Genomic DNA, 13287 nt, shown 5'->3' on the forward strand with positions numbered 1-13287 from the left:
CACCGTCCTGCGTACTGCACCTGCGGGTACTGCTGCCCGGCAGTTCGTCTCTGCCGGGCCTTGCTGATCTCGGCTACGAGAGAAACCATAACCACATCACCACCCAATGTCTACTCCGGCCGTCACAGATTTTCGCGTGCCCGGTGGCGAGGTAATCGGGCCTCCCTGCCGGGTTAAGGGACGCAGGAGGTGGGGCACAAGAGTCGGGTACAGGACTGGGCAGTGCCGAGCCGTACCAGGGGGAACCCCGATGGACACGATGCGCGTCGACGCCACGACCAGCCGCTCCGCGACCGCCGCTGCCCACGCGCGCGAGACCACCCAGGCCTTCCTCGAAGCCCTCCGTCGGCCCGCCGTCGACCCGGAAACAGCCGACACAACCGTCCTGGCCGTCTCCGAACTCGTCACCAACGCCCCACGACACGGCGGCGGCACCTACACCCTCCGCCCGACCGCCCGCCCCGACCTCATCGAGGTGGCCGTCGATGACCCCAGCCCGCAGGCGCCGCGCCTGCGCACCCCGGACCTGAACGGCAGCACCGGAGGCTTCGGCTGGCCCAGGGTCAACCGCCTCGCCCGCGCCACCACCGTCACCAGCCATACGACCGGCGGCAAGACCGCCAGCGCCCTTCTCACCCGGTAGCGCCAAAACAGCGACAGTCGATGCGCTCACCCATCCGGGGCACCCTGCTGATCGCCCTCACCCGACAGTCGGGTCGCGTCAGCGGAAGCGGTCCGGATCTCGAATTCACTATCGCTACTCGTTTTCATCACCGCGCCGCCACGGGTGTAGACCCGGCCACTACCATCCCCAGCGCCCCTTCCCGGCAGCTCGAATGCCGGAAAGGGGCTCAGTCGTACGGCCGTGGTCGGCCGGCTCGCTCGGGCCGTCAGTCGACGCCGTAGTCGATGATGTCGTCGTCGGTGTAGCCCTCCAGGATCTCTTCGATTGCGCTCCGGTGCTGCTGCGCGATGGCGTCGGCCACTTCCGGGGTGCAGATGATTTCCACGCAGACGTGGCGGAAGTCAGGGTCGTCTTCCTCTTCTTCGTGTGACTGAGCGCTTCAGCTGGCGAAGCCTTGAGCTGTCGGCCTACGCATCAATGTGCCGCCGGGCCGTCAGCCCGCGCGTCGTAGGCGACGCGAGCGGCGCGCACCTCGTCCATGTGCTCCTCCGCCCATCCTTTGATCGCGCACATGACCGGCAACAACAAGCGGCCGAGCGCGGTCAGTTCGTATTCGACGCGGACCGGGACGGCGGGGATCACAGTCCGCGACACCAGCCCGTCGCGTTCCAGATGTCGCAAAGTCTGCGTGAGCATTTTCTGGCTCACGCTCGCCAGCCTGCGTTGCAGGTCGGTGTACCGCTGTGGCCCGTCGGCAAGCGCGTTGACGGCGAGGCTGACCCACTTGTCGGCGATGCGGTCCAGCAGCTGCCGGGCAGGGCATTCGGCGAGGTAGGCGTCGTAGGAGACGCGCGCCTCGGTTCGACGCTGGGCGGCGGTGCGGGTGGCCATGGCCCTCCTTCCGGTGCCGTAGGCACCTCGAAGTGCGTTCTTCCCAACGGAGAGTAGCAATCTCTACGGTGTGCGACATGATCACTGAAAAACAGATGAGGGCCGTGGTCGCCCGCGGTTACGGCGGGCCCGAGGCGCTCGAGTTGGTGACAATTCCGCTCCCGGAACCCGGCCCCGGGCAGATACGGATCCGCGTCGAGGCCGCGACCGTCAATCCCGTCGACCTGGCCACCCGTTCCGGCGCGCTCGTCGAAGCCGGGCTCATGGCCGCCCGCGGGTACACGGGCATCGGCTGGGATGTCGCGGGCGTGGTCGACCGGCTCGGATCGGGCGTGACGGCGTTCGCGCCCGGTCAGCGGGTGATTGGGCTGCGCGACCTGCTCGACGTATCGCTGGGCGCCTACTCCGAATACCTGGCCCTGGACGCCGCGGCAGTCGCACCCGCTCCGCCCGGTGTCTCTGCTGTGGCTGCCGCGACGCTGCCGTTGAACAGTCTCACCGCCCTCCAAGCCCTCAACCTGCTCGATCTCGCTGCGGGCGACACCGTGCTGGTCACCGGGGCGGCCGGGGCGGTTGGTGGCTTCGCGGTCGAACTGGCGGCGCGACGCGGCCTGCGCGTCCTCGCCCAGGCCAGCGCCGCTGACGAAGAGTTCGTTCGAAGTCTCGGCGCCGAATGGATCGTCAGCCGTGACGCCTCCGACCTCGCGACCGATGTCCGGCGCCTGGTGCCGGGCGGCATCGACGGCGCGCTCGACACGGCAGGACTCGGAATTCGCGCACTGGCCGCCGTCCGCACCAGGGGCGCTTACGTCACGGTGGTCGGCGGTTCAGCCCCGCTCCCGTTGCGCGGCATCCGGGTCCATCAGCAGTGGATCAGTTCTGATGGGGCCGCCTTGGCTGAGCTCGCCGCCATGGACCTGACTCTGCGGGTCGCCGACATCCTCCCGCTTGAGCGCGCGGCCGAAGCACACGATCGCCTCGCGGCGGGCGGCATACGCGGCCGACTGATGCTGGTTCCTTCCGAAGGGCCCTGATCCGAGCCGCCGGTGGACTCCTGGACGCTGCTGAAACCCGTACTGGGCCAGTACTGCGGCAGGCTCGCTACCTGCATCGACGCAACACGCGCCGTCAACTGAAGCACTCAACCCGCCGAGCCAAGCGTTCACTCGCCAACTGAAGGGCTCAGTCACACTGAGCCGAAGCTCAGGAGTTGTCACCGGCGGGACCGGCTGAGCTGGTGAATGGGGACGGTCGAGGCAGCCTGGTTGTCACACGCGAGGCATCCGACTTGTCACAGATGCTCATTCAGCAGTCTTTCTGTCACCAGAAACGAAGATCGGGAGCCTGAAGTTCTCCGTGGCGCTTCGATGAGTTCATGGCGGCTACACGTGCTGGGTTGGGAAGGGTAGTCGAAGCCGCTGCCACCGGGTCCGTCTGGTCGCATCAGTGCAGCTGGGAAGACCTTTTCGTGCCGACGGACGTCGACGCGGGCAGGTCTGGGCGACCGCTGGACGAGACGGTGGGCGGTCTCGTGGCCGGCAGGCGGGGACGATGCGTCCTGCTCGGTGCACGATCTCGTACAGGAGCCGGTGCTCACGAGCGACCCGATGCGGCACTTCACCTGGCGCCGGGGCCGGCGTCACCGTCCTGGCCTCCAGTTCCTGACCAGCACCGGTCGGCACCACGGCGCGGAGAGCCTGGAGGAGAGCCGGGTGCTGCTGGCCCTGGACTTCGCCGGCGACGTGGTCGACGTCGTCTCGCAGCCGTTCAAGATCTCCTTCGCAACCTGCGGGAAGCGCCGGTCTCACACGCCTGACTACCTCGCGGTGACCCGTCGTGGCGTCTGGCTGATCGACGTACGCCCCGAGCCCTTGATCAAGGAGTCGGACCGTGAGTCGTTCGCGGCGGCCGCCGAGGTCGCCGTCGCTTGCGGCTGGCGCTACGCGGTGGCCGCTGTCAGGAGCCGCCGGGCCGCTACACCCGCAGCGGAATGGTCCGGCCCCCACGGCCAGGGAGGCCGCGGCCCACTGCACCCGCGACGTTGCCAGGGCCACGGCCGCCCGCGGCTCGGGTTTCCGGCCCGGCTCCGAAACCACACCCGGCCCTGAAACCGGGTACGGGCGGCGGATGCTCACCGGGCCGGGGCGGCAGCCGCGCGAGGAGAGCGCAGGCAGACCGCGGCAACGACGACGCTGAGCAGGACCAGGGAAGCGTTGACCGCGATGGCCACGCTCACACCGTGCAGAACCGCGCTGGCCGCAGAGGAGGCCATCGCCCCGGTGGCGATGGCACTCATGATCGGCGTCCCCATGGTGATGCCGATCTGCTGGGTCATCGTCGCCAGGCCGGTGGCCAGACCCTGTTCGTGGTCGGGCAATCCGGACGTAGCGGTGATCATGAACCCGACGATCACCAGCATATTGCCGACACCGCCGACGAAAGTAGCGATCAGCAGCAGCGCGAGCGAGCCGCCGGTGGAGGAGGACAGTCCGAGCAGCGCGAAGGTCGCCACCGCCTGGACCACGCCGCCGGCGATGAGCGCGGCGCGGGTACCGATCCTGCCGACGATCCGCGGCGCGAAGGAACCGCCGGTCACGGTGCCCAGTCCCAGCACTCCGAACGACAGGCCCGCCTCGAGGGGGGAGAACCCGAGGACCTTCTGCAGGTACAAGGTGAGCAGGAAGACCAAGGACGTCTCAGTGAGGAAGGCCAGCAGGCCCGCTGCGTTCCCCCAGGCCACCGTCGGCCGGCGCAGCACGGTAACCGGCATCAGCGGGGCCTGCTGGCGCCGCTCGACGGCGTAGAACAGCGCGAGCAGCGCCGCTCCCAGAGCCAGCGAACCCAGCGTGGTGACCGATCCCCAGCCGTCGCGGCCTGCCTGGGTGAAGCCGAACACCAGCGCCAGCAGACCGAGCGTGACCAGCGCGGCCCCGGGCAGGTCAAGGCGCGGGCGGGTGGTCGGCCGGGACTCCTTGATCACCGAGGGGGCGATCAGCAGCACCACGAGTGCGACGGGCACGTTGATGAAGAAGGCCCAACGCCAGCTCAGCAGGTCGGTGAGGACGCCGCCGAGCACCGCTCCGGTGGTGAAGCCGGCCGACATCAGCGCCCCGTTGAGTCCCAGGGCGCGATCGCGTGCCGGGCCCTCGGGGAAGGACGTCGTCATCAACGACAGACCGGCCGGGGTGACGGCGGCCGTGGCCAATCCCTGGAAGACGCGGGCGGTGATCAGCATCGTCGGGCTGGTCGCCATGCCGCCGGCCACTGAGGCAAGCCCGAGGACGGCCAGGCCCACCAGGAACAGCCGGCGCCGGCCGAACAGGTCAGCGATCCTTCCGAACAGCAGCGTGAACCCGCCCGCGCACAGCGCGAACGCCGTGGCGATCCACTGCAGGTTGCCCAGCGAGATGCCCAGCCCCTGTCCGATATCGGGCAGGGCGACGTTCAGGATCGAGAAGTCCACGGCCAGCATGAACTGGGCGACCAGCAGCACGGCCAGCACGAGCTTCAACCGCCCGGCCAGCGGCTGCGGCCGGACGGCCTCGATCCCCGATGCGGTCCCGGTGCCCTCGGTCAGCGACATGATTGTGATGTCCTTTCCGCGCCTGTGGCGGCGCCTCACCACTGATCCTGCGGGCCGGCCGGCAGACCACCCAGACCTCTGTTGTGACGTGCCACGCCGTGGGTAGTCATGGCACGACCACGCACAAGTCCGCACGACGGGAACGCCCGGCCACTCTGGCGGGTTGACTGGACTCAGCGGCTCTGCTCGCGTTCCCTCCGGCCACCAGGAGTTGACGATGACCTCGACACCTTCAGCGTCCGGCGACTTCGGACCGGTGCCCCAGGCCGCCGGCGGCGGCTCCGAACTCGGCGACTTCCTCAAGACCCGGCGGGCCCGGCTGAGCCCGCAGGACGTCGGACTGCACCCCTACCCCGGCCTGCGCCGGGTGGCCGGTCTGCGCCGCGAGGAACTGGCGATGCTCGCCGGGGTCAGCGTCACCCACTACACCCGCCTGGAGCAGGGCCGCGGAGACGGCACCTCCGAACAGGTACTGGACGCCATCGCGGTCGCACTGCGCCTCAGCGAGGATGAGCGCGCGCACCTGAAGAACCTCGCCCAGCCCGCCAGGACCACCCGCCGTGCCGCCCCGCCGCGCTCGCACGACCGGGTCACCGCGGCAATGCGCAACCTGCTGGGTGCCATGCCCGACGTGCCCACCGTGGTGCTCAACCGCGGCAACGACGTCCTGGCGTGGAACCGAATCGGCCACGCCCTGCTGGCCGGCCACCTCGGCTTCGACGATCCGGCGCGGCCCGCCGACCGGCCCAACCTCACCGACATCCTCTTCCTCAGCCCACAAGGCCGCGATCTCTACCAGAACTGGGAGGAGGAGGCCCAACTCGCGGTCGGCTCCCTGCGGCTGGTCGCCGGACGCCACCCCCAGGACAGCGACCTGGGAGGTCTGGTAGGCCGGCTGGCCATGCAGAGCCGTGAATTCGCCGCCTTGTGGGCGCGTCACCCCGTCCGCACCTGCGCCGACGGCGTCAAGCACCTGCAGCATCCTCTGGTGGGCACCATGCAGCTCACCTTCCAGAGCCTGACGCTACCGGGCAGCGGCGATCAGCGCATGATCGCCTACAGCGCCGAACCCGGCACCCCGTCCGAAGCCGCCCTGCGCCTCCTGGCCAGTCTGGGCAACCCTGACAGGCAGGCGGCGGCCCCGGACGCACAGCCCGCCTCCGACGCCCCGGCGGGTACGAGGCCCTCCGCGCGACACGCCGCCAGATGGTGACTGGTAGCAGGTCGGTCCGCTTATCCATGTCAAGGCGGAAAGTGCCGTACGGGTTGATGTTCGACCAGAACAGCGCGGTCAGACCGCGCCGGTCCTCGTCGGTGACCTTTTGGCCCAGGCCGGTCGGCGAGGACCTGCGGAAGCAGCAGCGCGTGGATGTGCACGAGCGGGGACTGGAGCGGGTGCAGAGCGAGCATGAGGTCCCGGCGTGCTCTTTGTCCGGGCGGCGAGCGCTCCGTCCTTGCCGTCGTGCAGGACGGTGGCCGGGCACGTCGTCCTCCGGGTCGCGCCACCGGGCCACGCCCTCGATGCAGATCTCTCGCCGCCGGATCGCACGACCTCACCAAGCGGCGGCCGTGAACTGTCGGTCCCGGCAGGGAGTTGGAGGTGGCGGAAGTAGTCGAGAGGCGGCTTCGTCCGGAGGCAGGCGAGGGGGCCGGTGGGCAGGAACAAGTCCTGGTATTGGTCGGCGCCGGCGACCGAGCGTGCCCTTCGCTGCTCAGAGCATGCGCCGTAGGACGTCACCGAGGGTCGCCACGCCTTCACTGATAGCGGTGGGCGCGCTCGCTGCGTAGCCCAGGACCAGCCCGGGGCGTAGCGAGTATTGGCTATGCCATGACAGTGGCTGCACCTTCACTCCATGTGCAAGCGCAGCAGCAGCGAGGTCCGTGTCGGCGAACTTGGCATCGAAGGTGATCATCAAGTGCAGGCCCGCTGCGGCGCCGTGTATCTCCGCATCCGGAAGGTGGGTTCTGATCGCCTCGACCATGGTGTCCCGGCGACGACGGTGGCGTGTGCGCAGGAGCCTCAACTGACGCTCCATCTCGCCTGATTCCATGAGCTGGGCGAGCACCAGCTGCGGTAGTGCGGCGTTGCCCAGGTCGGCGAACCGTTTGGCGGCGACAAGAGCATCCCGGTACTTCGGCGGTGCAAGGACCCAGCCAATGCGCAGTGCGGGGGCGAGGAGCTTGGACACGCTCCCGGCGTAGCAGACGTGGTTGGGGAGTACGGATCGCAGGGCGGGGACCGGGGGCCGGTCGTAGCGGTGCTCGGCGTCGTAGTCGTCCTCAATGATCAGTCCGTCGTTCTCGGAGACCCAGGAGATCAGTTCACGACGCCGTGCCCCGCTGGACACCACTCCGGTCGGGAACTGGTGCGCGGGGGTCAACAAGACCGCCGGAGCGGCCACGTCGCGCAGGATGTCGACGCGCGCGCCTTGGGAGTCGACCGGGACCGGCGGGGTGTCCAACCCCTGGTTGTGCAGGTGCTGGCGGGCCCCGAGTGATCCCGGGTCTTCCACAGCCACCGCGGAGATCCCGTGGTCACGCAGCACCTGTCCGAGCAGAGTCAGTGTTTGGGCGGTGCCGGCGACGATGAGTATGTCGTTTGGATCCACCCTGATCGCGCGGTTGCGGGCGAGCCAGTTGGCGATGGCGTGACGCAAGGCCGGTGTCCCGCGCGGGTCTCCATACCCGAGATCGGAAGCCGAGAGGCTCGCCAGTGCGGAGCGCTCGGCGCGCAGCCAAGCAGATCGCGGAAACGCGGCAAGGTCGGGCATGCCGGGCGACAGATCAATCCGGGCGGGTGTCGCTCGCATCGAGTCGAAGATGTCCGCGCCGGGTACATCGGCGAACAACGCACCCGGCGGCAGAGGAGCGACTGGCCTGGTGGGGGGCGCCTCCATCGGCGCGGTGGGAGCGCCAACGACGATCGTTCCGTTGCGCCCGTGTCCTGCCGCGTGTCCGTCTTCTATCAGTCGCTGATACGCCTCTGTGACCACACCACGGGATATCCGCAGCTCGCCGGCCAGAACGCGGGTGGCCGGCAGCTTGCTCCCGATCGGCAGGCGGCGGTCCGCTATCGCGAGCCGAAGCTGCTGGGCCAGCCAGTCGGATCGCCTGCCCAGCGGCGCATCGTGGATGTTCAGCTGCAGGAAATCGGACCCGGAAACTTTGGACTGGTCAGTTGGGCAACGATTGGACCTGTTCATCGGACCATAATCGCAGCAGGGTGACCGTATGGATACAGTGATGACATCTCCTGAGGCGAGAGCGACGGCCGGCTATCTGCACGGGTACTCCGAACGCGAGGCGGCTCGGCTCGGCGACCAGGCGGACACTTTGGCGGCATTGGTGCATGCGGGCACGGCCTATCCGACTGGCAGCCGGGTATTGGAGATCGGTTGCGGGGTCGGCGCCCAGACGGTCCACCTGGCCCAAGCCAGCCCGGGGGCGCATATCACCGCTGTCGACCACTCCGCTGTTTCTCTAGCACAGGCCCGTGCCCGTATCGCGGCCCACGCACCAGCGGCCAATGTGGAGTGGTACCACGCTGATCTGGTCGATCTCCCCTTCTCCCACGCGCAGTTCGACCATGTTTTCGTCTGCTTCGTCCTGGAACATCTCTCGGACCCCCGGCGGGTGCTGGCCGCCCTGCGGCACGTGCTACGACCCAAGGGCACGATCACCGTGATCGAGGGGGATCATGGTTCGGCGCTGTTCCATCCCGCCAGCGAGTACGCCCGAGCAGTGATCGAATGCCAGGTCCAACTGCAGTCAGCCGTCGGGGGAAACGCGCTGATCGGCCGGCAGTTGCAACCGCTGCTGGCTCGGGCCGGATACGACGACATCGTGGTCCGTCCCCGCACGGTCTACGCCGACCAGACCCGGCCCGCACTGGTCGACGGCTTTACCCGCAACACGTTCATCGCCATGGTCGAATCCGTCCGGGACGAGGCACTGACCGCTGGGCTTACGACCGCGGCACACTGGGATCGGGGGATCACAGACCTGCACCGCACCGCACAGGCCAACGGGACCTTTCACTACACGTTCTTCAAGGCTGTCGCCGTGAATCCGTCCAACGACGCCACCGTGGGTCCATGAACGTCACCCATTGCTCTCATTCTGCGGACGGTCACCTCTGCTGGAGTGGTGCAACGACGGCCACTCGGTGATCTGTTTTCAGGCTATGCGGTTGAAAGTGGCGATGAGCTGCATGGATGAGGTTCTCGGCAAGGACACCCTCGGATGAACGCCCACTGCGAACGGGTAATCGGCAGCATCCGCCGCGAGGTCCTCGACCACGTCCTCATCATGAACGAGACCCATGCCCGGCGCATCCTGGCCGCCTACGAACAGCACTACAACGAGCACCGCCCCACAGAGCCCGCAACCAACTACCGCCAGGCGCCGACCAACAGCCCTGTCCTTGCCGATTACCTCATCCGCCCTGCTCAGAGCGGTTGTGTTCTGATCTCCGAGCTCCCGGGCGCAGAGGCTGGTCCGGGACCCTGGCGGGCATAACGAACACCTCGGCATGATGATCTCTCGTGCTGTGGAAACTCGCTTACCCGGGCGTGCCGAACATGTTCACTGTGCTGCGCCTCCTGCCCATGACCGACCGGGACGAGGACGCGGAGATCCTCGTGCTACGCCATCAGATCGCGGTGCTGGAGCGGCAGCTGAGCGGGCAGCGAGTCCAGTTCACCGCGGGTGACCGGGCGTTCGTGGCAGCGCTCCTGCACGACCTCCCGAAGGACGCGCTGCGGCGGATGCGGTTGCTGGTGCGACCGGACACGATCCTGCGCTGGCACCGTGACTTCATCGCCCGCAAAGACGCCGCCCAGTCCCGGCGCAATCGCGGAGGCCGCCCCCGCACTGTCCGCTCCATCCGAGCCCTGGTACTGCGCCTGGTGAGGGAGAATCCCAGTTGCGGGTACCGGCGCGTGCACTGCGAACTGCGGGACTCGGAGTGAAGGTAGCCGCGTCCACGGTCTGGGAAATCCTCCACGAGGCTGGCATCCCGCCGGCACCCGAACGAGCGTCCAGCACGTGGTCAGACTTCCTGCACTCCCAAGCCGACGTACTCCTGGCGTGTGACTTCTTCGAGACCGTCACCTTGTCCGGAGCCCGGTTGTACGTATGCGCGGCGATCGAGCACGCCAACCGGCGCATCCGGATCCTGGGCGCAACCCCGCACCCCGGTGCAGCCTGGGTGACGCAGACGGCGAAGAACCTCGTCATGGACCTCGAAGACGCCGGCTGCCGAGCACGGTTCCTAATCCGGGACCGCGACGGAAAGTTCCCCGCCCTTTTCGACACCATCCTCGCCGACGCCGGCATCGAGGCCGTGCTCAGCGGATTCCGGATACCGCGCATGAACTCGATCATGGAACGGTGGGTACACACCTGTCGCCACGAACTCCTGGACCGCACCCTCATCTGGAACCAACGACACCTGCTCCACGCACTGCGGGAGTTCGAGCAGTTCTACAACGAGCACCGGCCGCACCAGGGCATCGCCAACGCCCGACCACTGCACCCCCTGCCGGCACCGATCACCGATCCAGAGCACATCGACCGCCTCGACATACGAAAACGCGACCGGCTCGCCGGCATCCTCCACGAGTATCGATATGCCACGTGACCTGCACGGACGAGGTTCTCGGCAAGAACAGGGCCCTGCGAGAACGGGGCATCCAGGCGTCCTTCTCCGTCGGATACGCCATAACCGAGCCGGTCCGCCGGGCGATCCGGGCCCTGCCCGACCGGTTCTGGCACCCCGCCCTGGAACAGGACGGCACCCAGCGGGCCGGCGCCGAAGTCGGCGAACTGACCGGCATGGTCGATCTCGCAGGCCATCCCGACGGCACACGGATCATCGTCCGGCGCGAACGCCCGCACCCCGGCGCGCAGTTGTCGCTGTTCGACCTCGACGCCGGCATGCGTCACCAGACGTTCCTCACCGACACACCCGATGGTGGAGGCTCCCTGCAGTTTCTGGAAGTCCGCCACCGGGCGCATGCCCGCGTCGGGGACCGCATCCGCTGCGGCAAGACCACCGGTATCGGCCGCTTCCCCTCCCGCCACTTCGCAATCAATCAAGCGTGGCTGGAGCTTGCCCTGACCGCCATCGACCTGCCCGCCTGGACCCAGACCCTCCTGCTGGACGGCGAGCTGGCCACCGCCGAACCCAGGAAGCTCCGCTACCGCCTGCTGCACGCAGCAGCCCGCCTCACCCATGGCGGGCGACGGCTCCACCTGCGGATCGCCGCCACCTGGCCCTGGCGCAACGCGCTGACCACGGCATTCGCCCGCGGCCCTGCCCAGACCAGCCATCTGACCTACAGACCAGTCCCTGACCGCCCACCACCCGAGGAATCTGGAGCACCCGACCCAAGCGTCGGGCCCCAGCCACACCCACCAGCCGACAAGCAGCGACAACCACCGTCCAACCGCGATCACCCCAGCTCAGCCCACTCCAACCGAAACAGCGAGGCCAATCAGCAGCAGGCGCAGGAGGAGACCGGCGAACGGCCGTGACCTGGGCGGATGATTTATCGGCACCCGCAACGTCGCGGGCCGGCTCGGCAAGGACATCGCCTCCGAGACTTTTCTCGCGGCGTTCTCGCCGACGGTCAGGCTTCCGGCCCGCGCGTTGCGGGGCGCTGGAGCGATCCCTCCATGGTGCTTGAGGACGGTGAACACCGAGCCGGGAGGTTTGCCGATCTGCCGTGAGATGACACTGATCGACTCCCCAGCTCTCCACCGCCGCCACAAGTCGGCCTTCATCTCGTCCGACATCCCCGGCCGACCCAGTCTCGCCATGCATACCGTCCTCGACCAGCGCTGTTGCTCCGACCGGTTGAATCTAAGACGGCTTTCTTCGCGAAGGAGACCCGGTGACGGTCCACCCGTTCATCGAGGCGGAGAAACACGCAGTCACAGCGTCAAACGCGCCTGTGAGCTACTTCAGGTCTCCCGAGCCGCCTACCACGCCCGCCGTACCGGCACGCCCGGCCCCCGCGCGGTCCGCGACGCCGAGCTGACCGGGCAGATCACCGCCGTCCACACCAGGTCGCGGGGAACCTACGGTGCGCCACGCGTCCACGCCGCTCTTCGGCGCGACGGCGCCGCGTGCGGGCGCCGCTGTGTCGCCCGGCTGATGCGGGCGGCCGGCCTGGCAGGCCCACACCGCAGACGACGGCACCTGACCACCGTCCCCCGACCCCGGGGCGGTCACCCGCCCTGACCTCATCGGCCGGGACTTCCAGCCCGACCCCACCGGGCTTGACGCCCGCTGATGCGGCGACATCACCTACATCCCGACCGAAGAGGGCCGGCTCTACCCGGCCACCGTCATCGACATCGCCTCACGCGGCGTGATCGGCTGGGAAACCGCCGACCACATGCGCACCGATCTGGTCGCCGACGCCCTGACCGCCTGCCGGCAGCGTCGCCCGATACGTCCGGTGATCTTCCACTCGGACCGCGGGAGTCAATACACCGGCCAGCAATTCGCCACCCTGGCAGACCGGTTCAGGATCCGTCTGTCAGTCGGCCGCAGATCATCCGGTGGTAGTGGGCGTTGGGGTCCCACGGGTGACTGGCGTGGAACTGCTCAGGTGCTCACATAACGCGAGGTAGCAAGGCCGTCATGACGTGGGTCGATCAGCTGCCCTGTTGTCGCCCGCGAAACGGTAGCCGGGGTGCACGTTCGGGGTCAGGTCATGGCTGGCCGCGACCTTGGCGAGGAGCGCGGCGAGCGTTTCCCGTTCCTCCGGGGTGAGGACGTCGACGATCTCATCCTCGTGAGCGGAGCCGATCTCGCGCATCCGGCGCATCACGGCGTCGCCTGCGTCGGTGAGCTGGAGTTCGTGGTTGCGGCGATCGCGCGTGCTCCGTACCCGGGCGACGAGGCCCCTGCTCTCGAGTTCGTCGATGAGCACGACAACGCGACTGGGGCCGACACCCAGGTGGTCGGCGAGGGCTCGTTGACTCAGGCCGGATTCGAGGGCGATCAGCCGCAGGATCCCGATATCGCTCGGCTGCAGGGAAAGATCCGCCAGTCGTTCGGCGAACCGCGCCGCCGCGTAGCCGCCCACCTGGGCGAGGAGGAAGCCAACGCGTTGCGGTGCACCGCGGTACCCGGGACGCTCACGGTCATCCGTCATGAGGGGACCATATCGCAGAG

General features: G+C 68.3%; 11 protein-coding genes and 3 pseudogenes. 10 read left to right on the top strand and 4 right to left on the bottom strand.

The genetic code is table 11. From position 1 onward, the window contains the following. Positions 1-250: 250 nt before the first annotated feature. On the top strand, positions 251-643 hold the full coding sequence (locus tag OG702_RS06660) for an ATP-binding protein (protein WP_327287935.1): 393 nt from the start codon (positions 251-253) through the stop codon (positions 641-643). 456 nt (positions 644-1099) lie between these two features. Here OG702_RS06660 and OG702_RS06665 read toward each other — a convergent pair whose 3' ends face one another. Continuing rightward, on the bottom strand, positions 1100-1516 hold the full coding sequence (locus OG702_RS06665) for a winged helix-turn-helix transcriptional regulator (protein WP_327287936.1): 417 nt from the start codon (positions 1514-1516) through the stop codon (positions 1100-1102). A 77-nt stretch (positions 1517-1593) separates the two neighbouring features. On the opposite strand from OG702_RS06665, the gene OG702_RS06670 reads away from it, so the two are divergent. Both OG702_RS06670 and OG702_RS06675 read left to right on the top strand, forming a co-directional pair. Next, positions 1594-2550, top strand: coding sequence for an NADP-dependent oxidoreductase (locus OG702_RS06670; protein ID WP_327287937.1), 957 nt, complete (start codon positions 1594-1596; stop codon positions 2548-2550). Positions 2551-3081: 531 nt separating this feature from the next. Then, positions 3082-3624 carry a hypothetical protein gene (locus OG702_RS06675; RefSeq protein WP_327287938.1) on the top strand — a complete coding sequence of 181 codons (543 nt, stop codon included), beginning with the start codon at positions 3082-3084 and terminating at the stop codon, positions 3622-3624. A 23-nt stretch (positions 3625-3647) separates the two neighbouring features. Here the strand turns inward: OG702_RS06675 and OG702_RS06680 are convergent, their stop codons facing one another. Next, positions 3648-5099 (bottom strand): MFS transporter, encoded by a 1452-nt coding sequence (locus OG702_RS06680; RefSeq protein ID WP_327287940.1) that lies wholly within the window; start codon positions 5097-5099, stop codon positions 3648-3650. 217 nt (positions 5100-5316) lie between these two features. On the opposite strand from OG702_RS06680, the gene OG702_RS06685 reads away from it, so the two are divergent. Continuing rightward, entirely contained in the window at positions 5317-6312 is a 996-nt protein-coding gene (locus OG702_RS06685; protein WP_327287941.1) for a helix-turn-helix transcriptional regulator, read from the top strand. Between the two features lie 499 nt (positions 6313-6811). On the opposite strand, the gene pdxR is transcribed toward OG702_RS06685, so the two are convergent. After that, complete coding sequence (gene pdxR / locus OG702_RS06690; protein WP_327287942.1) at positions 6812-8302, bottom strand: MocR-like pyridoxine biosynthesis transcription factor PdxR; 1491 nt, start codon at positions 8300-8302, stop codon at positions 6812-6814. Positions 8303-8342: 40 nt separating this feature from the next. On the opposite strand from pdxR, the gene OG702_RS06695 reads away from it, so the two are divergent. The 6 genes and pseudogenes from OG702_RS06695 (at position 8343) to OG702_RS35420 (ending at position 12730) form a co-directional block, all read left to right on the top strand. Then, positions 8343-9197, top strand: a complete 855-nt coding sequence (locus OG702_RS06695) for a methyltransferase domain-containing protein (RefSeq protein ID WP_327287943.1) — start codon at positions 8343-8345, stop codon at positions 9195-9197. A 138-nt stretch (positions 9198-9335) separates the two neighbouring features. Next, positions 9336-9517, top strand: a pseudogene (locus OG702_RS06700) (integrase core domain-containing protein); the annotation flags it as partial. A 126-nt stretch (positions 9518-9643) separates the two neighbouring features. Continuing rightward, positions 9644-10740, top strand: a pseudogene (locus tag OG702_RS06705) (integrase core domain-containing protein). Positions 10741-10769: 29 nt separating this feature from the next. Further along, positions 10770-11411, top strand: a pseudogene (locus OG702_RS06710) (transposase); the annotation flags it as partial. A gap of 508 nt (positions 11412-11919) precedes the next feature. Beyond that, positions 11920-12345, top strand: a complete 426-nt coding sequence (locus OG702_RS35415; RefSeq protein WP_442814694.1) for an IS3 family transposase — start codon at positions 11920-11922, stop codon at positions 12343-12345. A 109-nt stretch (positions 12346-12454) separates the two neighbouring features. After that, positions 12455-12730: a DDE-type integrase/transposase/recombinase gene (locus tag OG702_RS35420; RefSeq protein ID WP_442814695.1), complete on the top strand. Its 276-nt coding sequence runs from the start codon at positions 12455-12457 to the stop codon at positions 12728-12730. An 18-nt stretch (positions 12731-12748) separates the two neighbouring features. On the opposite strand, the gene OG702_RS06715 is transcribed toward OG702_RS35420, so the two are convergent. Then, positions 12749-13267: a MarR family winged helix-turn-helix transcriptional regulator gene (locus OG702_RS06715; protein WP_327287944.1), complete on the bottom strand. Its 519-nt coding sequence runs from the start codon at positions 13265-13267 to the stop codon at positions 12749-12751. Positions 13268-13287 lie beyond the last annotated feature (20 nt).

This window comes from Streptomyces sp. NBC_01198 (assembly GCF_036010485.1).
Taxonomy (GTDB): Bacteria; Actinomycetota; Actinomycetes; order Streptomycetales; family Streptomycetaceae; genus Actinacidiphila.

Bases quoted from the DNA above. Each gene is read 5' to 3' on its own strand.
- OG702_RS06665 (WP_327287936.1), bottom strand. From the start codon at position 1,516: ATGGCCACCCGCACCGCCGCCCAGCGTCGAACCGAGGCGCGCGTCTCC.
- pdxR (WP_327287942.1), bottom strand. From the start codon at position 8,302: ATGAACAGGTCCAATCGTTGCCCAACTGACCAGTCCAAAGTTTCCGGG.
- OG702_RS06670 (WP_327287937.1), top strand. From the start codon at position 1,594: ATGATCACTGAAAAACAGATGAGGGCCGTGGTCGCCCGCGGTTACGGC.
- OG702_RS06715 (WP_327287944.1), bottom strand. From the start codon at position 13,267: ATGACGGATGACCGTGAGCGTCCCGGGTACCGCGGTGCACCGCAACGC.
- OG702_RS06660 (WP_327287935.1), top strand. From the start codon at position 251: ATGGACACGATGCGCGTCGACGCCACGACCAGCCGCTCCGCGACCGCC.
- OG702_RS35415 (WP_442814694.1), top strand. From the start codon at position 11,920: ATGCATACCGTCCTCGACCAGCGCTGTTGCTCCGACCGGTTGAATCTA.
- OG702_RS06695 (WP_327287943.1), top strand. From the start codon at position 8,343: ATGACATCTCCTGAGGCGAGAGCGACGGCCGGCTATCTGCACGGGTAC.
- OG702_RS06680 (WP_327287940.1), bottom strand. From the start codon at position 5,099: ATGTCGCTGACCGAGGGCACCGGGACCGCATCGGGGATCGAGGCCGTC.
- OG702_RS06685 (WP_327287941.1), top strand. From the start codon at position 5,317: ATGACCTCGACACCTTCAGCGTCCGGCGACTTCGGACCGGTGCCCCAG.